Annotated in this window: 26 protein-coding genes and 1 riboswitch; of the genes, 20 read left to right on the top strand and 6 right to left on the bottom strand. The window is 34.3% G+C overall.

Features of this window, described 5'->3' with window-relative positions; translation table 11 throughout:
* Window positions 1-53: 53 nt before the first annotated feature.
* Window positions 54-644: a hypothetical protein gene (locus PGC14_RS08055; protein ID WP_271628626.1), complete on the top strand. Its 591-nt coding sequence runs from the start codon at window positions 54-56 to the stop codon at window positions 642-644.
* Here PGC14_RS08055 and PGC14_RS08050 read toward each other — a convergent pair.
* Both PGC14_RS08050 and PGC14_RS08045 read right to left on the bottom strand, forming a co-directional pair.
* Window positions 630-1,757, bottom strand: a complete 1,128-nt coding sequence (locus PGC14_RS08050; RefSeq protein ID WP_271628625.1) for a M20 family metallopeptidase — start codon at window positions 1,755-1,757, stop codon at window positions 630-632. The genes PGC14_RS08055 and PGC14_RS08050 overlap by 15 nt on opposite strands.
* A 3-nt stretch (window positions 1,758-1,760) precedes the next feature.
* Window positions 1,761-3,152, bottom strand: a complete 1,392-nt coding sequence (locus PGC14_RS08045) for a PLP-dependent aminotransferase family protein (RefSeq protein ID WP_271628624.1) — start codon at window positions 3,150-3,152, stop codon at window positions 1,761-1,763.
* 91 nt (window positions 3,153-3,243) lie between these two features.
* On the opposite strand from PGC14_RS08045, the gene pdxS reads away from it, so the two are divergent.
* The gene (gene pdxS / locus PGC14_RS08040; RefSeq protein ID WP_271628623.1) at window positions 3,244-4,134 is read left to right on the top strand and encodes a pyridoxal 5'-phosphate synthase lyase subunit PdxS; all 891 of its coding nucleotides are present in this window, start codon (window positions 3,244-3,246) and stop codon (window positions 4,132-4,134) included.
* 3 nt (window positions 4,135-4,137) lie between these two features.
* Window positions 4,138-4,704 (top strand): pyridoxal 5'-phosphate synthase glutaminase subunit PdxT, encoded by a 567-nt coding sequence (pdxT, locus tag PGC14_RS08035; protein ID WP_127352264.1) that lies wholly within the window; start codon window positions 4,138-4,140, stop codon window positions 4,702-4,704.
* 2 nt (window positions 4,705-4,706) lie between these two features.
* Here the strand turns inward: pdxT and PGC14_RS08030 are convergent, their stop codons facing one another.
* Window positions 4,707-4,871 (bottom strand): hypothetical protein, encoded by a 165-nt coding sequence (locus PGC14_RS08030; protein ID WP_271628622.1) that lies wholly within the window; start codon window positions 4,869-4,871, stop codon window positions 4,707-4,709.
* Between the two features lie 86 nt (window positions 4,872-4,957).
* On the opposite strand from PGC14_RS08030, the gene acpS reads away from it, so the two are divergent.
* The 15 genes from acpS to PGC14_RS07955 all read left to right on the top strand — a co-directional run bounded on the left by acpS (window position 4,958) and on the right by PGC14_RS07955 (window position 16,669).
* Window positions 4,958-5,329, top strand: coding sequence for a holo-ACP synthase (acpS, locus tag PGC14_RS08025; RefSeq protein WP_039766903.1), 372 nt, complete (start codon window positions 4,958-4,960; stop codon window positions 5,327-5,329).
* A 7-nt stretch (window positions 5,330-5,336) separates the two neighbouring features.
* Window positions 5,337-6,872 (top strand): NAD(P)H-hydrate dehydratase, encoded by a 1,536-nt coding sequence (locus PGC14_RS08020; RefSeq protein ID WP_271628621.1) that lies wholly within the window; start codon window positions 5,337-5,339, stop codon window positions 6,870-6,872.
* Between the two features lie 12 nt (window positions 6,873-6,884).
* Window positions 6,885-7,400 carry a hypothetical protein gene (locus PGC14_RS08015; protein ID WP_271628620.1) on the top strand — a complete coding sequence of 172 codons (516 nt, stop codon included), beginning with the start codon at window positions 6,885-6,887 and terminating at the stop codon, window positions 7,398-7,400.
* A 7-nt stretch (window positions 7,401-7,407) separates the two neighbouring features.
* A complete protein-coding gene (gene alr / locus PGC14_RS08010; protein WP_164742595.1) occupies window positions 7,408-8,571 on the top strand; it encodes an alanine racemase in 1,164 nt (387 codons plus the stop codon).
* Between the two features lie 108 nt (window positions 8,572-8,679).
* Complete coding sequence (locus PGC14_RS08005) at window positions 8,680-9,000, top strand: hypothetical protein (protein WP_271628619.1); 321 nt, start codon at window positions 8,680-8,682, stop codon at window positions 8,998-9,000.
* Window position 9,001: 1 nt separating this feature from the next.
* Window positions 9,002-9,400 (top strand): type II toxin-antitoxin system PemK/MazF family toxin, encoded by a 399-nt coding sequence (locus PGC14_RS08000; RefSeq protein WP_276054235.1) that lies wholly within the window; start codon window positions 9,002-9,004, stop codon window positions 9,398-9,400.
* Window positions 9,361-10,008, top strand: a complete 648-nt coding sequence (locus tag PGC14_RS07995; RefSeq protein ID WP_271628617.1) for a hypothetical protein — start codon at window positions 9,361-9,363, stop codon at window positions 10,006-10,008. The genes PGC14_RS08000 and PGC14_RS07995 overlap by 40 nt, the downstream gene beginning before the upstream one ends.
* A 17-nt stretch (window positions 10,009-10,025) precedes the next feature.
* Window positions 10,026-10,673: a cytochrome c biogenesis CcdA family protein gene (locus PGC14_RS07990; RefSeq protein WP_271628616.1), complete on the top strand. Its 648-nt coding sequence runs from the start codon at window positions 10,026-10,028 to the stop codon at window positions 10,671-10,673.
* 30 nt (window positions 10,674-10,703) lie between these two features.
* On the top strand, window positions 10,704-11,216 hold the full coding sequence (locus tag PGC14_RS07985; protein WP_271628615.1) for a TlpA family protein disulfide reductase: 513 nt from the start codon (window positions 10,704-10,706) through the stop codon (window positions 11,214-11,216).
* 6 nt (window positions 11,217-11,222) lie between these two features.
* Window positions 11,223-11,543, top strand: coding sequence for a glycine cleavage system protein H (locus PGC14_RS07980; RefSeq protein WP_271628614.1), 321 nt, complete (start codon window positions 11,223-11,225; stop codon window positions 11,541-11,543).
* A 48-nt stretch (window positions 11,544-11,591) separates the two neighbouring features.
* The gene (locus PGC14_RS07975; protein ID WP_307742487.1) at window positions 11,592-12,536 is read left to right on the top strand and encodes an ABC transporter substrate-binding protein; all 945 of its coding nucleotides are present in this window, start codon (window positions 11,592-11,594) and stop codon (window positions 12,534-12,536) included.
* Window positions 12,537-12,566: 30 nt separating this feature from the next.
* The gene (locus PGC14_RS07970) at window positions 12,567-13,577 is read left to right on the top strand and encodes a FecCD family ABC transporter permease (protein ID WP_271628612.1); all 1,011 of its coding nucleotides are present in this window, start codon (window positions 12,567-12,569) and stop codon (window positions 13,575-13,577) included.
* Between the two features lie 4 nt (window positions 13,578-13,581).
* Window positions 13,582-14,808, top strand: a complete 1,227-nt coding sequence (locus tag PGC14_RS07965) for an ABC transporter ATP-binding protein (RefSeq protein ID WP_271628611.1) — start codon at window positions 13,582-13,584, stop codon at window positions 14,806-14,808.
* The gene (locus PGC14_RS07960; RefSeq protein ID WP_011916612.1) at window positions 14,808-15,449 is read left to right on the top strand and encodes a lactate utilization protein; all 642 of its coding nucleotides are present in this window, start codon (window positions 14,808-14,810) and stop codon (window positions 15,447-15,449) included. Before PGC14_RS07965 ends, PGC14_RS07960 begins: the two co-directional genes overlap by 1 nt.
* Window positions 15,450-15,542: 93 nt before the next feature.
* Window positions 15,543-15,705: riboswitch (cyclic di-AMP (ydaO/yuaA leader) on the top strand.
* 7 nt (window positions 15,706-15,712) lie between these two features.
* The gene (locus PGC14_RS07955; protein WP_271628610.1) at window positions 15,713-16,669 is read left to right on the top strand and encodes an NlpC/P60 family protein; all 957 of its coding nucleotides are present in this window, start codon (window positions 15,713-15,715) and stop codon (window positions 16,667-16,669) included.
* A 92-nt stretch (window positions 16,670-16,761) separates the two neighbouring features.
* Here the strand turns inward: PGC14_RS07955 and PGC14_RS07950 are convergent, their stop codons facing one another.
* Window positions 16,762-17,670, bottom strand: coding sequence for a hypothetical protein (locus PGC14_RS07950; RefSeq protein WP_271628609.1), 909 nt, complete (start codon window positions 17,668-17,670; stop codon window positions 16,762-16,764).
* 162 nt (window positions 17,671-17,832) lie between these two features.
* Between PGC14_RS07950 and PGC14_RS07945 the strand changes: the two genes are divergently transcribed.
* Together PGC14_RS07945 and aroE are read left to right on the top strand one after the other, a co-directional pair.
* Window positions 17,833-18,342, top strand: a complete 510-nt coding sequence (locus PGC14_RS07945) for a YqeG family HAD IIIA-type phosphatase (protein ID WP_271628608.1) — start codon at window positions 17,833-17,835, stop codon at window positions 18,340-18,342.
* The gene (aroE, locus tag PGC14_RS07940) at window positions 18,339-19,178 is read left to right on the top strand and encodes a shikimate dehydrogenase (protein WP_271628607.1); all 840 of its coding nucleotides are present in this window, start codon (window positions 18,339-18,341) and stop codon (window positions 19,176-19,178) included. Before PGC14_RS07945 ends, aroE begins: the two co-directional genes overlap by 4 nt.
* A gap of 335 nt (window positions 19,179-19,513) precedes the next feature.
* Here aroE and PGC14_RS07935 read toward each other — a convergent pair whose 3' ends face one another.
* Together PGC14_RS07935 and PGC14_RS07930 are read right to left on the bottom strand one after the other, a co-directional pair.
* On the bottom strand, window positions 19,514-19,981 hold the full coding sequence (locus PGC14_RS07935) for a GtrA family protein (protein WP_011916617.1): 468 nt from the start codon (window positions 19,979-19,981) through the stop codon (window positions 19,514-19,516).
* Complete coding sequence (locus tag PGC14_RS07930) at window positions 19,968-20,921, bottom strand: glycosyltransferase family 2 protein (protein WP_011916618.1); 954 nt, start codon at window positions 20,919-20,921, stop codon at window positions 19,968-19,970. The genes PGC14_RS07935 and PGC14_RS07930 overlap by 14 nt, the downstream gene beginning before the upstream one ends.
* Window positions 20,922-21,655 lie beyond the last annotated feature (734 nt).

Here is a 21,655-nt window from a genome sequence, read left to right as displayed (position 1 = left end):
TTGATTTATATGGTATGGCCTTTTTAGAAATAAAAAAAGGCAGGTGATATTATATGATTCAAAGAAATTTAAAAAAGAGTCTGAGTTTAATAGTTCTCATTAGTTTTTTAGCGTTTTTGTTGCAAGGCTGCTCAAGCAATGCAGATGATATCAACAAAAAAGTGAGGATTGTTCTTGTTGGCAATTTCATAGGCGATGAAAATGCTCAAAAATTGATTTCTGAGCTTGAAAAAAAGTCAGGCGATAAAATTTACATTGACCAGATTCTTTACACAGGAGATACTCCAAAATCCGAACAAGAATTTGCGTTTATGCAAAAACTTATGGTAATGCTTGCAGCAGGTGAAGGTGATATATATATCCTTGATAAAAAACTCTTTACAAACTATGCTCAAAATGGAGCATTCTATTCTCTAAAATCTTTTGTGAACAAAAACAAGCTAAATAAATTTATCGACGATACATGTTATGTTAAAGAAAAAGACAAATCTGCAAAAGACTTGTATGGCATTAAGGCTGACAACGTTGAAATACTTAAAAAATATGGGTTTGATACAAAGAACAAGTACATTGCTATTTACGTAAGAAGCAATAAGTTTTCACGTGCACAAAAGGTACTGCTTGCTCTTCTAAATAGTAAGTAAGTAGTTAACAACAAGGTATATTCCATAAAAAATACACTTTTCTGATGCATCAAAAGATGGTGAGTGCAAGGGATTTTCTCCTTTGCCATTTTCTTTTATTCCAAGCCTAAAATAAAAAGAGGGTACTTGTTTACAATAGAATGCAAAGTCTTCGGCGGTAAAGCTCATTTCAGCCCTCTTTACATTTTCCTTACCTAATATATTTTCAGCAGATTTTGAGAATTCTGCTGCAATCTTAGAGTCATTTATCAAAGGTGGATATTGGAAATAGTAGTTTATATCTACCTGTACATTGTATTTCTCAGCTGAGCACTTTGCTAATTTTTTTATGTTCTGGTAAATAAAATCTTGGACTTTAGTATCAAATGTTCTCACAGTACCTTTTATTTTACATGTATTTGCAATCACATTATAAGTTTCGCCACTGCTAATGGACGAAAAGGATATATGAAAAGGAGAAACTTTTTTGGAGAATGCTGAAAAAAAGTTATTTGCACTCTGTATAAATTCTATTGCAGGATAAATAGGGTTTTTAGTAAGCTCTGGCATGGCTGCATGTCCACCTTTTCCAATAAATTCTATTTCAAAATCATCAACACTTGCCATAATAGCCCCACTTGATACTTCAATCATTCCAACATCAAGTTTTGGCCAAACATGAAAACCTATCATTTTTTTCACATTTGGATTTTTCAATCCACCTTCTTCAATTACTTTTTTAGCACCGCCAGGTCCTTCTTCGGCAGGTTGGAAAATAAATTTTACACACCCTGTATAGCCAATGTCAATTAAGGTCTTTGCAATGCCAAGTACAATTGCCATATGAAAGTCATGACCACAGCAGTGCCTTGGTTTTCCTTCAACTAATATTGCATCCATATCAGCCCTAACTGCTACACATTCATCCGAATTATTTATAATTCCAATTACACCTGTTTTTGCAACAGGAAAGTTTTCTATTCCCCATTCAGTCAATTTTTCTCTTATGTATTTTTGTGTTTTATATTCCTCAAACGATAGCTCAGCTATGTTGTGCAGTTCTTTTCGAATATTTTCAAAAAGGTTCATATTTTTCTCAATTACTTCTTTAATTTTATCAGTTTGCAAGCTCATGACCTATTCACCGTCCTTTTGTAAAATAAGTTTTAGGGCATCTCTTATCTTCTCAATTCCAATTTGAAGTTCCACGTCACTACAGTTTAAGAAGCTCACTCTAAAGAAATTTATAGAGTTTGGCTTGTGATAAAAACATGTATGGGGTTGTATAAACACTTTCTCAGCTTTCAGTTTATTGTAAATATACGCTGATGAGATTTTTTGTGGAAGCAAGAATGATACAAATATACCTTTTGGACTCTTAGTAAATAGTCTACTTGCCAGATCACATTTTTCTATCAAATCTAAAAACAATTTTTGCTTTTCTTGGATGTAAGATTTAAGTTTTTGAATGTACAAATCAAAATGATTTTTCAGAAAATCTGCAAAACACACCTGGATAAATAGAGACGTTGAGATATCTGCTGTAGATTTGTAATAAGCCACTTCATCTGCAAACTCTGCTGGTGATACCACAAATCCAATCCTCAGCGCTGGCATTGTAAGAGTTGAAAAACTTTTGATGTAAAATACCCTGTCATGTCTGTCATAAGCCTTTATAGGGAAATTTCCCTCTTCTACTACTACATCGCTAAGAAAGTCATCTTCAATAAGATAAAAGTTATATTTTTCGGCAATATCACACAAATATCTTTTGTATTCTTCAGTATAAGAAATGCCAGTTGGGTTTTGGGAAAAAGGAATTATGTAAAAAGCTTTTGGAGAAAATTTTTTGACATAGTCTTCAATTTGCTCCATCTGGTCTATATCAATTCCTATAACATTCAAGTGCATGTTACTAAAAATATGGTATGCACCCAAGTATGAAGGATTTTCCATAAATATGGTATCACCTGGTTTTAAAAGGCTTTTTGTTGTGATTTCTATCCCTTGTTGAGCACCAGATACAATTATTACATTTGAAGGATCAGTATAAACTTTAAATTTTTTTAAGTAATTTTCAACAAGGTACTCTTTCAATGGATTTTTAAATGGTTCAATATAGTCAAAAATCTGTGGTCCAAAGCTTTCAATTGCACTATTTATAGACCATTTAAATTGTTCAATTGGATACAAGCTATATGGCAGTTTTGAAGAAGAAAAGTTTATAAACTCACTTGACGGCGTGCTTAAAATCTCCTCTTCAAATATTACCTTGTCCTGATATTCGTTATAAACAACGTAATGTCCACTTCCAGCAACTGCCTTAATATACCCCTCGAGTTGCAACTGATTCAAAGCCTTTGTGACAGTGGAAAGATTAACATTTAAAGTCTTGCAAAGTTGACGAACAGAAGGCAGTTTTTGCATGTAGCTGTACTCACCAGATAGAATCTTTTCTTTGAAAGCTTCATAGATCTGAATGTAAAGTGGCTTTTTTGAGTCTTTATCAAGCTGTATCGATACACACATGGTCATCCTGCCTTTACACAAAGTTTATTTTAATTATAATAAAATGGACAAAAGAGTTCAATAAATTATATCGATACGGAGGTGCAATTTCATGAGCGAGGTTGTAAATGAAAGATATGAGCTCAATAAGAACCTTGCCCAGATGTTAAAAGGCGGTGTTATTATGGATGTGACATCGCCAAGGGAGGCAGAGATTGCAGAAAAAGCAGGTGCTGTTGCTGTAATGGCACTTCAAAAGGTTCCAGCAGATCTGCGCAAAGAGGGCAAAGTTGCAAGAATGGCAGACCCAAAAATTATTTTAGAGATTAAGAAGGCTGTTTCAATTCCTGTTATGGCAAAGGTGCGAATTGGACATTTTGTTGAAGCCCAGATTTTAGAAGCTTTAGGTATTGACTATATTGATGAAAGTGAGGTCTTAACGCCTGCTGATGAGGAGCACCATATTGACAAGTGGAAGTTTAAAGCTGCTTTTGTATGTGGTGCAAGAGATTTAGGAGAGGCACTCAGAAGAATCCAAGAAGGAGCTTCTATGATAAGAACAAAAGGTGAAGCTGGCACAGGAAATGTTGTTGAAGCAGTAAGGCACTTAAGAAGGATTAACAAACAGATTGCATACGCAGCATCATTAAATGAAGATGAGCTTTATGCATATGCAAAGGAATTGGGGGTATCATATGAACTTTTGAAGAAAACTGCTGAGTTAAAAAGACTTCCTGTTGTGAACTTTGCAGCAGGTGGAATAGCAACACCAGCTGATGCAGCGTTGATGATGCAGCTTGGAGCAGATGGTGTGTTTGTTGGCTCTGGAATATTTAAGTCAAAAAATCCCGAAAAAAGAGCAAGAGCAATTGTAATGGCAACAACCTATTACAATGATCCAAAAGTCTTGGCAGAAATTTCATATGATCTTGGTGAAGAGATGGAAGGAATTGATTTAAGAAATCTTTCCCAGAATGAACTTTTGCAGTTTAGGGGGAATTAAAAGTTGAAAAAAATTGGAGTATTGGCATTTCAAGGTGGAGTTATTGAGCATGTAAAAAAGATTGAAGAAATAGGACACATACCAGTTTTAGTAAAGAAAATTGAAGACTTAGATGGAATAGATGGTTTGATTTTGCCAGGCGGTGAGAGCACAACCATAGGAAAATTTTTAATAGAAACTGGGGTAAAGGAGAAAATTTTGAGCTTGGCAGAACAAGGGATGCCAATGTGGGGAACATGTGCGGGTGCAATACTTCTGTCAAAGACCATAAAAAACCAGGGAAGTGGTGTTTTGCCACTACTTGACATAGTAATTGAAAGAAATGCTTATGGAAGCCAGCTTGACAGTTTCAAAAAAGAAGTTTTTGTGCTAAGGTTTAATAAGACAACTGAATGTGTATTTATAAGAGCGCCCAAGATAGTTGATGTTGGCTCAAATGTAGAGGTTTTGGCACAGCTTGACACCCCTATTGCTGTGTTGCAAGGAACTATTTTGGCAACAACATTTCATCCTGAACTCACATCTCAAAATTATTGGCATTCTTTCTTTGTTGAGAATGTGATAAAATAAATTTAAAGTTCTTCTTTTTCTTTTTCCTTTTTTCTTTTAAAATTTTCTTCCGGTTCAAAAAATAAACAAAAGCCAGCGTTGTATTTTGACGGTGGGCAAATATGGGTTTTAATACAATATCCATCCTTTTGATATTTACATGGATATGAGCAGTTAATAAAACTCATGTTTTGTCCCCTCCCGTTTTTATTTTTTGTAGTTTTGCGAATAAAATTTAAGTAATTTTTAAGCAAAAAGGGGAATAATTTCAGGAATGATATTTAATATTGGGATTGACATTATTGAGGTTGAAAGATTTAAGAATATAAAAAGATTTGATGCTTTTTTGAAGAGGGTATTTACTCAAAAAGAACTTGAGTATATAAGCTCAAAAAATTTCAATCTGCTAACAATAGCAGGGTATTTTGCAGCAAAAGAGGCTGTGGCAAAAGCACTTTCCACAGGCATTGTATTTGGATTTAAAGATATTGAGATACAAAAGGATACAAATGGGTGTCCAAAGGTGAAGCTTTACAACAGAGCCAAAGAGATTTGTGAGAATTTAAAAATTACAAATATTGTCTTGAGCATCTCACATCAAAACTCGGTGGCAGTTGCCTGTGCAATTGCCGAAAAAGAGGAGTGAAATTTGCATGTATGTATTAACTTCTGAACAGATGAAGCAAATAGATAAAAAAGCAACAAGCGAGATTGGAATTCCTGAAGTAGTGTTGATGGAGAATGCAGGCTTTTGTGTATTTGAGGAAATTAAAAGAGATTTAGGTGATTTAAAGCAAAAAAGGATTGCTGTTTTTTGTGGCAAAGGGAATAATGGGGGAGATGGTTTTGTAGTTGCACGTTATCTTTTAGAACAATCAGACAGTGTTCAGATTTTTATATTTGATGAGAATGTAAGTGCATCTTCGAAGGTTTTTTTAAACATATTAAAACACTTAGGTGCAAACATTCAAGTGCTAAATGAAGAGCTTCTGGCGAAACTTTATCATGAGAGGTTTGACATTATCGTTGATGGGATATTTGGAATAGGTCTTGTAAGAGATGTTGAGGGCTTGTACAGAAAGGTAATTGAGTATATAAATTCTTCGAAAGCCTATGTTTATTCTATCGACATTCCAAGTGGAGTTTGCTCTGACACAGGACAGATAAAAGGAGTTGCAGTGAAAGCAAACAAGACAATTACTTTCATGTATCCTAAAATTGGAAACATCCTTTATCCTGGGGCTTATTTGTGTGGTAAACTTATAGTAAAAGACATTGGTATCCCTGAAAAGGTTGTAGAGAAGATCAGTATAAAGATTTTAGGCAGAGAAGAGCTAAATATTGAAAAGCTTTACCGCTATCCCGATTCACACAAAGGTGACTACGGGAAAGTGGGGGTTGTAGCAGGCTCAAAATTCTTTCCTGGTGCCTCTGTGCTTTGTGCAAATGCTTGTGTAAAAAGTGGGTGTGGGCTATGCTTTTTATTCTCACCAATTGAGAGTCTGAGTCTGCACAATTTTAGAAATCCAGAAATAATCACAGTAGCGATTGAAAGCAAGGATGGAGTAGTAACTTTTGAGGGTTTCAAACAGAAAGAGGAGTTTTTGAAAAGGTTAGATGTCATTGCATTTGGATGCGGTCTTACCAGTTCTGTAGAAGTTGAAAAGATATTGATTCATATTTTAAAAAACTTTCAAATACCTATTGTAATAGATGCAGATGGTTTAAATGTTTTAGCAAATAGTAAAGAAGCTCAAACACTTTTGTGTGAGTACAAAGCACCCAAGATATTGACTCCACATTACAAAGAGGCGTCAAGGATACTTAGCTGTGATGTTTCTGAGGTTGCTAAAAACCCGCTTGACGCAGCCCTTCAACTTTCAAAAAGGTTTGACTGTGTATGCATTTTAAAAGGTGCAAGGACTATAATTACAGATAGCAACAATGTTTACATCAATATACTTGGAAATCCTGGTATGGCGAAGGGTGGAAGTGGTGATGTTGTAACTGGTATAGTTTCTGCAATCCTTGCACAAGGATATAGTGGTTTAGATGCAGCAAAACTTGCTGTTTATCTGCATTCACTTTCTGCTGATATTTTGCTTGAAAGAAAGTCAATGCAGACCATCTTGCCTTCAGAAATAATTGAGAATCTTGATTTTGCGTTTAAGCGAGTAATTGAAGGTTAATTATATAAGAGAATGTGGAAGAGGTTTTGTTATGTATTTTTTATACTCTTGATTTTTGTGTTACTAACCTCTTGTAAGAGTGGAAATAGCCAAGGTACACCTAAGATTTATCCAGATTACATTGCAAAAGGATTTGTGGAAATAACTTCAAACAAAATGGTTTCAAAATACTTTTTTTCTGAACAAAGAGTAGATGGAAAGGTAGAGGCAGAGTTTCATAAAGATAAGAGAAAGATAAAAATAACTAAGGAAAATGGAAAGGTTATATTAGAAGGCAAAGATCTAAAAAACATTGCAGAGGATATTTTTTTAGAATACTATATTGATAAGCTTATAAATAGCGAAAAATATTCTATTGTAAAACAGGAAAAGACCACAATAATCACAATTGAATTAAAAGATGATATTAGGTATTTGCATTACTACTTTGAGGATGAAAGGTTAAAAAAAATAGTTGTAATTTATCAGGATGCAAGATTTATAAAGACAATCTACCTGACAGAGTATAAAAAATACAGAAAGGGATGAAAGGAAATTGTCTCTTTACAACCGTGTCTGGGCAGAGATAAATCTTGACAACCTCATATACAATGTTAATAACATCAAAGAAAAGATTTCGCCAAATACTCAGATTATGGCTGTTGTTAAAGCCGATGCATATGGCCACGGAGCAATTGAAGTGTCAAGGGTTTTAGTCAAAAACGGAATTAACATGCTTGCTGTTGCAATAATAGACGAGGCTTTGCAGCTTAGGCACTATAATTTTGACATTCCTATTTTGATATTAGGATTTACTCCTTTTGAATTATCTGAACAGGTTGTTGAAAATGACATTAGCCAAACAGTGTACACATTTGAGCAAGCATATTATCTAAATGAGGCTGCTAAGAAAATAGGGAAAAAGGCAAAGGTACATATCAAAGTTGATACTGGTATGGGAAGAATTGGATTCTTGTGCACCAAAGAAAGTATCGAAGCAATAATCAGAATTGCAAGCCTTTCACACATAGAACTTGAAGGTATATTTTCACACTTTTCATCAGCTGATGACCCACACTCTGATAATTTTACCTATGAACAGTTTTTAAAATTTGAAAACTTTGTGAAAGAACTAAATAAAAATGGGGTATACTTTAAATATAAGCATATTGCAAATAGCGCTGCGGCAATCCGTTTCCCCCAGTATCAACTTGATATAGTAAGGCTTGGTCTTGTACTTTATGGACTTTATCCAAGCGAAGCAGTAAAAACAGAGATTTCCTTAAAGCCTGTTATGTCTGTCAAGGCAAAAGTAATCAATGTAAAGGAGGTGCCAGAAGGGTATCCTATAAGCTACAACAGAAGGTACGTGACTCCTTGCAAGAGCAAGATTGCTACGATACCTATCGGATATGCTGATGGTTTTACAAGAGTTGGAAGTGAAAAAAGATGTGTTCTCATCAATGGAGAGTATGCAAAAGTTGTAGGGAATGTGTGCATGGACCAGTGCATGGTGGATGTCACTCATATTAAAGATGTCAAGATTGGCGATGAGGTTGTAATTATAGGGAAGCAAGGGAAAAATGAGATTACAGCAGATGATTTAGCATCGCAAATTGGCACTATAAACTATGAAGTGATATGCTCTGTCAGTAAGAGAATTCCACGTGTTTATATTAGGGATGGGCGAGTTGTCAAAATATTAAACTACATCTTATGAAAAATTTACATTGATTTAAAGCACCAAAAAAATTTATAATGAAGATAAGCTCATCCGCTATACCTTATAAATATGTTTTTATATTTTGTTTTGCAAGGGGGAAATTAGATGCCGCAAATACGTATTGTGAAATATCTTTTGCAATATCGCGGTGGAGATTTTTATGATGATGGATTTATAAAACCTTTTGCGATAAAAAGAAGGATGAGGAAAATTGAAAAGGAACTTGAGAGTTGTTATAAAAAGTATGCAGATTTAAACAGGACAATTGCAAATGAATGGTTAGCTCTTGACTTTGAGGGACTTGTAAAGTATGAGAATATAATATATGATGATTTGTACCATGATTTTTATAAATTTGAAGAAGGTAGGGTAGCGGAGAGTGGAGAAAGTGCTGCAACAACATCAAAACCAAAATCAGACATTTGAAATTAAAAGAGGAGACATATTCTATGCCGACCTTGCTCCGCATGTTGGGTCTGAGCAAGGTGGCATACGGCCTGTACTGGTAATTCAAAATGACATAGGAAATAAATACAGTCCAACAGTAATTGTTGCTGCGATAACCTCGCAGATTGGCAAGGCAAAGTTTCCAACTCATGTTGAAATTCATGCAGGAGAGTTTGGCCTTACGAAAGACTCTGTTATTTTGCTTGAGCAGATAAGAACAATTGACAAGGTAAGGCTAAAGAACAAGGTTGGAAAGCTCTCTGATGAAGTTATGGAAAAGGTAAATCAAGCAATTTTAATTAGCCTTGGATTGATAGACTGGACAGCGGAGGGATACGAGTGGAAAAAGAAAGAAGGCGCTGGTATAAAAAAGGTATAAATGTTACAGTTATTGCTATTGTGGTAATAGTATTGGGTGCAGGAGTAATTTTTGCAAGCAGTCAGTCAATTGATAATGATGCTCTTATAACATACGGATTTTTTAAAAAGCAACTTGACCAGCTAAAAACTTACATAGATTCGAAGATAAATGAATTAGATAGTAAAATTAGCAAAGTAAGTAATGCTTCACAGAATAGTACAGATGTGATCCAGCTCCAAAAACAGCTTTCTAATTTGAATTTAGAAGTGGAAAAACTAAGAAAACAAGTGTCTGATTTAGAAGCCAAGTTAAAAGTTCAAGCACAAGGACAAGGTCAGGCGAAAAGTGAGTTTGCTTTGACAAAAGGATATGAAATAGTAAAAGTGCCAAAAGGAAAAGTTATTGTCTTTGATGCCTCAACTGAGTTTATTTTAAGGGTGGGAAAAGCAACTGCTACTGTTCCGAAAGGAGCATCTTTAATTGATCTAACAGCGGCAAAGGATATTGGAAATAATCAACAAATATCCAAAAATCATTTAGTCCTAATTGTCAAAAACGATGGCAGGGGATTTAAAGCAATTGATGATGTATGGGTAATAGTAAATGGCGGCTATAAAATAAAATAACGGGAGAGTAGAAAAGTATGGATATAAGTATAATTTCAGCGATTGTGGCAGGTTTTTTGTCTTTTTTCTCACCTTGTATTCTTCCCCTTGTCCCTGTTTACATTCTTTATATTTTTTCACAAAGAGGCAGTAAATTGAAAAATGCCTTTTTATTTGTCTTAGGATTTAGTATAGTGTTTGTAGGGCTTGGGATCTTGGCATCGTTATTTGGGGTGGCGTTTTCGCAGTATAAATGGGTTATTGTGAAGATAGCAGCAATAATCTTAATTTTGATGGGTCTGGTGATGCTTGATTTGTCACCAGATTTTTTAAAAAGGTTATTTATACCCATAGGTGGTAACGGTAATTATCAAAAAGAAAGAATTCCACTGATTTTGGGTATGCTTTTGAGTATTAGCTGGACACCTTGTGTAGGACCAATTTTAGCATCAATTTTGAGTTTAGCTGCTGTGCAGAAGACTTTTGTAAAAGGGGTGATGCTTTTAGTATTTTATTCAATTGGTTTTGCCATGCCATTTTTGTTAACTTCTCTTTTTATAGAGAGAATTAAAGTTTTTTTTGATTTTATAAATAGGCATGTCAAAGTAGTAGAGTATTTAACAGGTATTTTTATGATAATTTTTGGAATCCTTGTATTTTTTGATAAGATAAATCTTTTAAGATGATAAAAATTTAAAACAGGGGGTAACTATTACATGTTGAATCAAAGGGCAAAAAATGTTATCTTTATATTAGTTGTTGCAGTACTCATTGCTCTTTTAGTCTATCAATTTATTCCACGGACAAAGTCACAAGTAAGAGTAAATGGTGCTGTTGACTTTAAGCTTGAATCTGTTGATGGCAAAGAATATTCGATCTCAAGTTTTAGAGGCAAAAAGGTAATTTTGAACTTTTTTGCTACCTGGTGTCTGCCATGTAAAGCTGAAATTCCTGATTTTGAAAAGTTTCATCAAAGTAACAAAGACATTGTTTTGATCGGGGTAAATATTCAAGAGGACAAAAATACAGTCAAAGAGTTTTTAAACTCAATGGGTGTAAGTTATCTTGTTTTGCTTGACAAAGATGGCGAGATTGCGTCAAATTTTGGTATAGAGGGAATACCTACGACATTTTTATTGGATGAAAATGGGAGAATAATAGCAAAGAATGTTGGTATGATGACATATGATGAGTTGGATAAGTTTGTAAAACAAAATAAAAAGGACTGAAGAAGGATGCTTTACAATGAGAGACTTCTTTATGGCGATTTATGGGTTGAGTTAAATGGTTCATTGGCTTCAGTTGGTATTACAAAAAATTTAGAAAGAGAACTTGGTGATATTGTCATATTTGAATTCATAAAGACACATGGCTATCTTCAGCAGGGTGAAGAATTTGCAAGTATTGAGACAATTTATAAAACATATACATTAAAGTCTCCTATCAGTGGGTTTATAAAGCATGCTAATTTTAAGCTGTGCTATGACCCTACTATATTAAATTTATTCCCAGAAGAGACAGAAATAATTAGTATAGACATAGAGCAACTTGTGTGATATAATGGTGCAAGTGAATATTACAAAATAAAGGGGTTGGAGACACTGATGAAAATGAGTAGAAGAATTGTTGCTATTGTTGTATTGATTGCACTTGCGATAAGTTTGATGCCACTTTATTCCCATGCTGCGGACTTTCCAATTACAGTAAAAGATGGAAAAGGTAATAGCATTACAGTAAAACAAAAACCTCAAAGAATTCTTTCATTGGCACTTCAGACAGATGAAATTCTTTTGAACATGGTTTCACCAAGCAGAATTATAGGTCTTTCTATATTTGCAGATGATAAGAACAATTCAAACGTTGTGAACTTGGCTAAAAATGTGAAAGGTAGATATTCAAGCAATGACATTGAAAAGATAATTGCTGCAAATCCTGACCTTGTAATTGTTCCCTATTATATAGACAAGTCAAAATATGACCTTTTGAAAAAGGGGCTTAAGTGTCCAATATATGTAAGTTTAAATCCAAATTCGATTTCAAATATCAAAAAGGAGATTATAAATCTTTCAAAGCTAACAGGTGAAATTCAGAAAGGCCAGGCTCTTATAAAGTACATGGATGACAAAATTAACTTTGTCCAAAAAAAGGTAAAATACTTAAGAAAGAAAAAGTATGTGCTTTTCTACACATATTACTTTAACTCAACATATGGAAGAAACACAACACAGCATGAGATTGCAAAATTTGCGGGGGTTATAAACATAGCTGCTGTTGCAGGTTTGAAAGGTTGGCCAACAATCACAAAAGAACAGATTTTGGAGTGGGACCCTGATATTATTGTTATTCCTTCTGCTTCATATAATCCAAAAAAGACTTCTCAGCAATATGTAGAAGAGTTTAAAAAAGACCCTGCTTTTAAGAATCTAAAAGCTGTTAAAAACAACGCAGTGATTATACTTGACGATAGACACGTTCAAACTGTTTCGCATTACATTGTTGAAGGTATTTACGACTTAGCAAAGGCTGCTTATCCGTACCTGTTCAAATAAAAACAAAGAAATTTGAAGTGGTGGTATGTATTGAAAAGGGTTATAGTGATACTGAGCCTAATACTTTTAATAGTATTTGTGGTCTCAATAGGGGTGGGAAGTGTATTTATCCCTCCCCTTCGTGTTTTAAAGGCAATTTTTTCACTCATTGGTTTTAAAGTGCCTGGGGTCAACCAGATGGATTTGACAATTATTGGTCAGATTAGACTTCCCAGAATAATAATTGCTATGATTGTAGGCATGAGCTTGTCTGTTGCAGGAGCACTTGTGCAAGGGCTTTACAGAAACCCTATGGCAGATCCGGGTATAATTGGAACATCAAGCGGTGCGAGCCTGGGTGCAATTTCTTGTATTGCTCTTTCGTTCAACACCATAAGCATTTTTTATTTACCTTTATTTTCATTTGTAGGTGCACTTGGTATTTCTTTTTTAGTGTACAAGCTTGCAACAAAAGATGGAAAAACTCCCATTTTGAACCTGATATTAATTGGCATTGCTGTATCCACTTTTATATCCTCAATAAATTCCCTTATCCTTTCAAACATCAATCAGTACCAGGTAAGCGAGTATATATTTTGGATGCTTGGCGGGCTTGATAGCCGTAGCTGGACACATGTGAAGATAAGTTTTGTGCCTCTTGTTATTTTGATACTGTGTTCACTTATTTTCGCAAAGAGGATAAACATTCTAATATTAGGAGAAGAAGAAAGCTATACAATTGGTGTTAACCCTGAGAGGCTCAAAAAACAGCTTTTAGTTTTAGTTTCTCTTTTAACAGGGATTGCAGTTTCAGTATCAGGTGCGATTTCATTTGTGGGGCTGATAACACCACATATTTTAAGACTAATTGTCGGAAGTGATTATAGAAAGCTCATTCCTGCTTCAATTCTTGGTGGTGGAATTTTTTTGATTGTGTGCGACACAATTGCAAGAGTGCTGTTTTCACCAATTGAAGTAAAGGTTGGGATTATAACCTCAATTGTGGGTGCACCGTACTTTTTGTACCTTTTAAAAAAGCGCGAGAATGAGGTGACAATTTGATATTATGTCTCTTTATATAGAAAGTCTAAAGTGTGGGTATACAAAACCCATAGTAGAAGTCGAAAAGGGAATAGAATTTAAAGAAGGAAAAGTCTATGGGATAGTTGGTCCAAATGGAAGTGGGAAAAGTACATTCATTAAGGCCTTAGCAGGGATTGTCAAAATTTTTGAAGGAAAGGTTTTTTATAATCAAACTAATATATTTTCACTTTCTGATATTGAACGGGCAAAAATTATATCATATATGCCCCAGAGTATATTTTCAAACTTTCCTTTTACGGTGATTGACATAGTAATGATGGGAAGATACCCACACGAAAAGAGTAGGTTTTCAAACGACAAAGAGAGCAAGAAAGTTGCCGAAGAGAAAATAGATATGGTTGAGTTAACAGCAAAAAAGTATTCAAGCATCTTGCAGATTTCAGGTGGTGAGAGGCAAAGAACTTCGTTTGCAAGGGTACTTGCCCAAGAGAGCAAAGTTTTACTTTTAGATGAGCCAAATTCAAACCTTGACATTACACATCAAGAAAAGATTTTAAATATTGTAAAGGATGAAGTGAGATTAGGCAAGATTGCAATAATGGCACTTCACAACATTAAACTCGCGGCGAAGTTTTGTGACATTGTCTTTTTGATGAAAGATGGCAAAATTGTAGACTTTGGAAGGCCACAGGATGTGATAAAGGCAGAGAATATAAAAAAGGTGTACAATACCGAAGCAATTGTCTATAGAAATCCATTTGGAATATTTGACATTGAACTAATTCAAAAAGAATATGAAAAGGGTGTTCATGTGCACGTTGTAGCAGGCGGAGGTCAAGGACAAGCAGTTTTTAAACTTTTGGTTGAGATGGGATTTAAGGTTACAACAGGTGTTCTTGCAATAAATGACACAGACTATGAAACTGCTCAGGCACTTTCTATATACACAGTTTTCACAATGCCATTTATGCCAATTGGAGAAGTAGAGTACATTGAAAATGTTGAGCTAATAAAGAAAGCAGATTTTTGTATTTTGTGCGATATTCCGTTTGGAATTCAGAATGTAAAAAATCTTGAAGCACTAAGGTTTGCAAAGAAACTATTTATTATAGAACAAGAAGATATTTCAAATCGTGACTTTACAAATGGAATAGCAACAAGTCTTTACAATAGCCTAAAAGAAAAAGCTGTTGTTTTAAATACCTTAGAGGAGCTAAAACACATACTTCAAAGGGAGGAGAAAAAATAATGAATCCAAACAAAAAATGGTGGATTGATATAAATCTTGAAACTTTGAAGAAAAACCTTGAGTTGAGAAATTTTGAATGTTTTATTGTAGACAAAAAAGAGGATATTGTACCTCTTTTAGAAAAAATAATTGAAAAAGGTTCAGTGGTTTCGTGTGGAGGTTCAATGACGCTTTTTGAGTGTGGGGTAATTGATTTTTTGAGAAATGGGAAGTTTAACTTCTTGGACAGGTACAAAGAGGGGTTAAGTGGCGACGAGCTTGGAGAGATTTACAGAAAATCGTTTTGGGCAGATTACTATATCATGTCTTCAAATGCCATAACCCTTGATGGCAAACTTATCAATATTGACGGCAATGGTAATAGACTTGCAGCTTTGATGTTTGGACCCAAAAGCGTGATAGTAATTGTTGGAATAAACAAGCTTGTCTTGAATGAGCAGGAAGGAATAAACAGGGTAAGAAACATTGCATCACCTATGAATGCAAAAAGACTTTCAAAGAATACACCTTGTACTTCTTCTGGTAAATGTCATGATTGTTTGAGCCAGGACTGTATATGCAGCCATATTGTTGTCACAAGGAGGCACCCTGTAAAAGGGCGTATAAAGATAATAATAGTAAAAGAGGAGTTAGGATTTTGAGTAGTAATATTTTAGCAACATTCGTGTAACAATTTCGTAAAAAGAGGTTGACGTAATATCGAAATTATAATAAAATAATAACATCAAAATGATTGACAAGAGTGGCTGAATGCATGAGGCAGTTTGTTAAATTTGCCTCATGCAGCGGGAGAACCAGCGTTATATTGGGGTGAATCGGCAAACTTTGGCTGCCGTAGGGATGTCCTTCTTGTCCCGAACCCGTCAGCTAATCCCGTAAGCCCCAAAAAGAAGGGAGTATTCTAATGAATACTAAAGCTTTAATTGGAATTTTGATGTTTTTGCTGCTTATAACATGGAGTAGCAAAGGTTTTGCAAAGACAGCTGAGGCAACAGTTACTGTCAACATCCGAAGCAGTCCTTCAACATCATCAAAAGTATTAGGAATTTTTCCAAAAGGCTTTAAAGCGCAGGTTTTATCATCTACAGGTGGATGGGTTAAGATTTCATTTGATGGTGTTGTGGGGTATGTTAAATCTGATTACATAAAGCTCACAAAAGACAGCAGTACTTCAAATGCAGTAAAAAGTTCTACAAATACAAGGCAAGTAGTTTCTCAGATGCCGATGGCAACCGTTCTAAAAGACAATGCAAGGGTCAGAAGTAATATGTCCACTTCTTCAAAAATACTAAAAACATTGAAGAAGGGTAGCAAGGTATACGTTTTGGCAAGAGAGCGAAACGGTTGGATAAAGGTAAAAACACTCGATGGCACAGTTGGATATATGGCATATTATCTTTTGAAAATGTCAACAAGCCATACAACGAAGATATCATCACGTGGCGGATATGATAGGGAAGCTCAAGTTGCTTACAATGGCAGTTTAGCTGATAGAATACTTGGTTTTGCTAAAAACTTTTTAGGGATACGGTATCGATATGGTGGATCATCTCCTTCGACAGGGTTTGACTGTTCAGGATTTGTTCAATATGTGTTTAGAAACTTTGGGATTAGCTTAGAGAGAACTGCAGCTGACATGGCAGCTACAAATGGTGTGAGAATATCATATAATGAGTTAAGACCTGGTGATTTGGTATTTTTTGATACAGACGGTGGTAAAAATTATATCAATCACGTTGGAATTTATCTGGGTGGTGGTAAATATATTCATGCATCGAGTGCAAGAGGCTGTGTGACAATTTCAGACCTTACTTCAAAGTATGGTACATCGTTCATGATGGCAAAAAGAGTAATAAGGTAAAAAGACAAGGGGGTCTTCCAGTTAAAGAGGGAAGCCCCCTTTTTGAGTGCAACCATAGATTATACAAGTATTTTTTGATTCATTTCTTGCCTTTATTTTTCGTCCTTCTTTACAAGAGGCAGGATTAATCTTTTAACATCATCTTCGCACCTAATCTCCCCAGATACTTTATTGAGTTCCCACTCCTCGTGGTGGACAATCTCACTGCCAGGTAGCAAATTGTAAAGAGGACTTAATGTTTCCATCTCAAGCATGAAATCTGTTGTATATGTTTCATATGAGCACCCAAAATCTGGGTATTCAGCACCTTCTATATGTTTGTAGTATTTTACGAACAGATCTCCGTCATTTAAATAACAAGCCCAACCATCTAAATTTGGATACCCAATTTTAAAGGGGGGTTTGCAGTTTGGATTCTGCTTTAGTAAAATAAAATCTTCACCCCACACAACTCTGTGATCATTGAGTTTTGTATATGGCCACATGACAAGAGGATAGCTTGGTAAAAGTCCAGTATCAATTTTAGGTACTGGCATAACTTCAACCCCACCAGGTCTCATAACAGATAGTGCCCATGCAGCCACTTTTACATCAAAAAGACCATTATTCTTTATTCTGTATGTAACATATGCTTTTGGCAAACTTGGGTCAAGCCTAAATTCAATTATCTTTTGAAGCTTTGTCCACTCTTCAGTAGGCTGAATTAACATAATACCATCGGTCAAAATTTCATACTCAATAGGTGTATTGTCAGGGTAGTATGATCGTGGCATTGCCTCTGGACTATGCCAAAGTCTTGTTCCCCCGTAGATTCTCCATTCATCTCCGCCTTTTTTACCAGCTTGGTCTTCAACAATGCAAAATACATTTTTACCACCCTTAAAACCAAAATAAATTATTCTTGGGCCGACATCTGTTGTGACAATAGCTTCAACTTTCTCATTTGAAATCAAAAAGCAATTTTCCCACCCTTTAAATTCTACTTTTTTGACCTCAACCATTTTTTAATTTCCCCCTTGTAAATTGTTTTTGAAAAAATTCCAACATTAGAATATAATTTAATTATACTCTACAAAAAAGATTTGCTCAAATGTACTTTTAAAAAAGTTGTATTTTATCATCTTTTTAGACAGAAAAGTTTTTAAGGGGAGATAGAACGTAAAATGCTAAAGCGCTTTAAACCCGATATTATCTGTAATAACATATTTGAGATTGACCTAAAGAAATTAAAGTCAAGAGGCATTAATTATCTTATCATTGACATTGACAATACTTTAGTGCCTTGGGGTGAACTTGAGATAAAAAGTGAAGTATTTTCTTGGATAAAAAAAGCACAGGAACTGGGGTTTAGAATATGCCTTGTGTCAAACAATCAAAAAGAAAGAGTAAAAAAAATTGAAAATGTTTTAGGGCTCCCGAGTGTGTACAATGCTAAAAAACCTTTAAAATCTGGTTTTTTAAAAGCATCTTACATTCTTCATGAAGGAAAGAAAAACCATCAAACAGCTGTGATTGGTGACCAGTTTTTTACGGATGTAATAGGTGCAAAAAGGCTAAAACTCTTTGTGATTTTAGTAAGGCCGCTTAAAGAAAGGGAGTTTTTTATAACACGAATAAACAGAATCTTTGAGAGAAGGATCTTAAAATACTATATGAAGGATGAGGGCAAATGAAAAAACTGTATCTTATTGGAAAGAGCTTAAGACACTCTATCTCTCCTCTTATTCACAATAAAATCTTGTCTAACTTTGGTATTGATGCAGTTTACTCAAATGTTGAATTACCTGATTTTGAAAAGCTAAAAGAGTTTGTTGAAATGGTTAAAAAAGATGGCGATGTTGTCGGATTTAACATAACAATTCCCTATAAAGAGGATATTTTGGAGTTTTGCGATGAGGTTTCTGAAGATGTCAGAATAATTCAGGCTGCCAACACCGTAAAAAAAGAAGGTGAAAAGCTTGTTGCTTATAACACTGACTGGTTAGGTTTTAAAAGGAGTTTAGAAGAAGTAGGAATTAGTGTAAAAGACAAAAGGATTTTAATCTTAGGTGCTGGTGGTGCAGCAAAAGCTTGCATCTATGGACTTTACAGGATGGGTGTGAAAGAGGTCTTTGTTGCAAACAGAACATATGAAAAGGCAGAAAGCTTAAAAGAGGTTTTTCAAGACATTTTAAAAATCCTTCCAGTAGAATGGCTAAGAAGATATGAGTTTAAATACGATATAATTATTAACACAACATCTGTGGGAATGTTTCCGAATATTGAAAGCAGTCCTTTTGACTTTGAAAACTATGTGGCTGGCATACCAGTTTTTGTATATGATATGATATACAATCCTCCTAAGACCACTTTTTTGGAAGAAGCCGAAAAGAAAGGGTCAAAGACTGAAAATGGTCTTAAGATGCTTGTGTACCAGGCAGTTGAAGCTGAAAAGATTTGGTTTGATATAGTAAATCTTTCTCAAAGTTTTTTACTTGAAATCCTAAAGGAGTGCGAGAAAAAAATATAGCTTGGAAAATATAAGGTTATAGGGTATTAAGACATACAAGAGGCATGTAGATTGGAGGTGAGTTGCTCATTTAAGAGAGGTATGTAACAAAAAACGATAAGTCTCAAATTTCTCCCAAATATGCTAATACAATTTGCAATCACCTTTATATTAATGGAAAATCATTTGTTCAACAAGCTATTACATCCCCCGAAAACACAGAATATTAAGACTTTCGGGAACTATATCCTAAAACTTTTTCTTGTTAGAGCAAAAATCTATAGTAATAGGATAACAAAAAGAGAAATACCAGCAATAAAGCAACAATGTACTCAAAAATCTTTTTACATGTTTTTTTAAATACTCTCATTATTTGTCTCCATTTTAGTAAACACCCAGAACTTATATAAAATATAGTTTACCCCTTGAGCACATAAAGTTGCAAGTATTTTTGCAATTAAAATTGAGTTTGACAGATATAGCCTTGAAAGTTTTATCATTACAATTGAGAGTAGCAATGAGATAATATTTGTAAAGGCAAACTTTACTACCTTTAGTATTATTATACGTCCTTTTGTGCTATCTTCAAATGTCCACTTTTTGTTCATCAAAAAACTGTTGACCATACCAGCCGTGTAGCCAAAAACCTGACTGAAAGAAGAATTAAAATGCAAAATAGAGTAGCAAACAAAAAAGACTGCAAAATCAATTGTTGTGTTTATAACCCCTACAATTGAAAATTTGACAAGTTCAAGTAATTGATTGACCTTTGAATGAATTTTTAAAATAAACTTTCTTTTGAGGGATACATTACTCATGTTCATCTTTTGCTATCTCCTCAATAAGATATAGCGGTCGTCTCTTTACCTCTTTATAAATCTTCCCTATGTACTCACCAATCAATCCCAGTGCAACAAGCTGAAGCCCGCCTATAAACCAAATTGAAATGGTTAAAGAGGTCCAACCTGCAATGGCTTGTCCTCTTATCTTCTGAACTATTGCATATATCAAAATTGCAATGCTGAGTAAAAACATCAAAAAGCCTGCAAAAGTTATATATTTTATTGGCTTTACAGAAAATGAGGTTATTCCTTCAAAGGCAAAAGAAAGCATCTTTTTGAGTGGATATTTTGTCTTACCTGCAATCCTTTCTTGTCTTTCATAATACACAATTGTTGATTTGAGCCCAATCAGGGGAATTATTCCTCTCAAAAACAAATTTCTCTCTTCAAACTGCATCAAAAACTCTAAGGCTTTTTTACTCAAAAGCCTGTAATCTGCATGGTTATACACAATTTCAACTCCAAATGCCCGCATCAGCTTATAAAAACTCTGTGCTGTAAATCTTTTGAAAAAAGTATCAGTTTTTCTGCTGCTTCGAACACCATACACAACATCATACCCTTCTTCAAACTTTTTGATAAACTCGTCAATTACGTTTATATCATCCTGCAAATCAGCATCCAATGTAATTGCACAGTCACAAAACTTCAGAGCATAGCTCATTCCAGCCATCAAAGCATTTTGATGGCCACAGTTTCTCGAAAGTTTTACACCAACAAACTTTATGTCTTTTGTTGCCTCTTTTATTAGCTGCCAAGTTTTGTCTTTACTCCCATCATCCACAAAGATAATTCTGCTGTTTTCGGATATTAGTCCCTTTTTCAAAAGATCGTCAAACTTTTGCAGCATCTTCTCAATTGTATAAGGAAGCATCTCTTCTTCGTTATAGCATGGGATTACAAAGTATACTTTTGGTAGCATGGTATAAATCCTTTCTTCGTGAATTTTTATTAAATTATATCTCACCTTTTTCAGAACTTCAACTTATAATTATTGAAAGACAACTATTCTGTTTAATGGATATAAAATTTCAGAAATAACCAATTATTCGGAATAATCATTAATACTTTATCTTCTGCAAGAATAATGCAGGAATTTCTCAACCTTTTTGGCAATAAAAAAATAAAAACTCAGCAGACTACTTCCATGTAACCAAGTAATTAAAAGTATCAATACCACTTCCGGATGTTAGACATTAAAAAATTTTCTTTCTTAGTAACAGAATGAAAAAGAAAATTTCAAAAAGTAAATTAGAGGTTAAAGATTTGACAGCATTGTTAGAGCGAATAATACTTAATTCCTTTCTGGGACTATTTATATGTATTTTAACATAACAGGGAATTCGCTCAATAGTTAATCTTCCTGATTTTAGAACAGCGTATAAAGAGGGGTGCACAAAAAGTGAAGTAATTAAACAAATAATTATAATTGATATATAGTTAAATACTATAAAAAAAGTAATGGAAAGAATTGCTAACTTCTGTAAAACTTTAGAATCTCTATGGTGTTGTAATTTCTTAGATAGAGGCAGTTTTCAATAAAAAAGTAACTAACAACGTTTAGCGCTATTCAAAAATTTTTTAAATTGCGCAATTAATTTAAGCGTAGTATAATAAAAAGTAAGAAAATGTGTAAATTTATTTACAAAAGGTTCA

It is taken from the genome of Caldicellulosiruptor sp. DIB 104C (genome assembly GCF_028198085.1).
Taxonomy (GTDB): Bacteria; Bacillota; Thermoanaerobacteria; order Caldicellulosiruptorales; family Caldicellulosiruptoraceae; genus Caldicellulosiruptor; species Caldicellulosiruptor saccharolyticus.
This window is presented reverse-complemented; position numbering and strand designations above follow the sequence as displayed.

What these genes read in the sequence shown, in the direction of transcription:
- PGC14_RS08045 (WP_271628624.1), bottom strand. Translation starts at nt 3,152, where the DNA reads ATGTGTGTATCGATACAGCTTGATAAAGACTCAAAAAAGCCACTTTAC.
- PGC14_RS08020 (WP_271628621.1), top strand. Translation starts at nt 5,337, where the DNA reads ATGTATGTATTAACTTCTGAACAGATGAAGCAAATAGATAAAAAAGCA.
- PGC14_RS08030 (WP_271628622.1), bottom strand. Translation starts at nt 4,871, where the DNA reads ATGAGTTTTATTAACTGCTCATATCCATGTAAATATCAAAAGGATGGA.
- aroE (WP_271628607.1), top strand. Translation starts at nt 18,339, where the DNA reads ATGAAAAAACTGTATCTTATTGGAAAGAGCTTAAGACACTCTATCTCT.
- PGC14_RS08005 (WP_271628619.1), top strand. Translation starts at nt 8,680, where the DNA reads ATGCCGCAAATACGTATTGTGAAATATCTTTTGCAATATCGCGGTGGA.
- PGC14_RS07945 (WP_271628608.1), top strand. Translation starts at nt 17,833, where the DNA reads ATGCTAAAGCGCTTTAAACCCGATATTATCTGTAATAACATATTTGAG.
- PGC14_RS07955 (WP_271628610.1), top strand. Translation starts at nt 15,713, where the DNA reads ATGAATACTAAAGCTTTAATTGGAATTTTGATGTTTTTGCTGCTTATA.
- PGC14_RS07990 (WP_271628616.1), top strand. Translation starts at nt 10,026, where the DNA reads ATGGATATAAGTATAATTTCAGCGATTGTGGCAGGTTTTTTGTCTTTT.
- PGC14_RS08050 (WP_271628625.1), bottom strand. Translation starts at nt 1,757, where the DNA reads ATGAGCTTGCAAACTGATAAAATTAAAGAAGTAATTGAGAAAAATATG.
- PGC14_RS07965 (WP_271628611.1), top strand. Translation starts at nt 13,582, where the DNA reads ATGTCTCTTTATATAGAAAGTCTAAAGTGTGGGTATACAAAACCCATA.
- PGC14_RS08015 (WP_271628620.1), top strand. Translation starts at nt 6,885, where the DNA reads ATGTGGAAGAGGTTTTGTTATGTATTTTTTATACTCTTGATTTTTGTG.
- PGC14_RS07985 (WP_271628615.1), top strand. Translation starts at nt 10,704, where the DNA reads ATGTTGAATCAAAGGGCAAAAAATGTTATCTTTATATTAGTTGTTGCA.
- PGC14_RS07960 (WP_011916612.1), top strand. Translation starts at nt 14,808, where the DNA reads ATGAATCCAAACAAAAAATGGTGGATTGATATAAATCTTGAAACTTTG.
- PGC14_RS07935 (WP_011916617.1), bottom strand. Translation starts at nt 19,981, where the DNA reads ATGAACATGAGTAATGTATCCCTCAAAAGAAAGTTTATTTTAAAAATT.
- PGC14_RS08055 (WP_271628626.1), top strand. Translation starts at nt 54, where the DNA reads ATGATTCAAAGAAATTTAAAAAAGAGTCTGAGTTTAATAGTTCTCATT.
- PGC14_RS07980 (WP_271628614.1), top strand. Translation starts at nt 11,223, where the DNA reads ATGCTTTACAATGAGAGACTTCTTTATGGCGATTTATGGGTTGAGTTA.
- PGC14_RS07950 (WP_271628609.1), bottom strand. Translation starts at nt 17,670, where the DNA reads ATGGTTGAGGTCAAAAAAGTAGAATTTAAAGGGTGGGAAAATTGCTTT.
- PGC14_RS07975 (WP_307742487.1), top strand. Translation starts at nt 11,592, where the DNA reads ATGAAAATGAGTAGAAGAATTGTTGCTATTGTTGTATTGATTGCACTT.
- pdxS (WP_271628623.1), top strand. Translation starts at nt 3,244, where the DNA reads ATGAGCGAGGTTGTAAATGAAAGATATGAGCTCAATAAGAACCTTGCC.
- acpS (WP_039766903.1), top strand. Translation starts at nt 4,958, where the DNA reads ATGATATTTAATATTGGGATTGACATTATTGAGGTTGAAAGATTTAAG.
- PGC14_RS07930 (WP_011916618.1), bottom strand. Translation starts at nt 20,921, where the DNA reads ATGCTACCAAAAGTATACTTTGTAATCCCATGCTATAACGAAGAAGAG.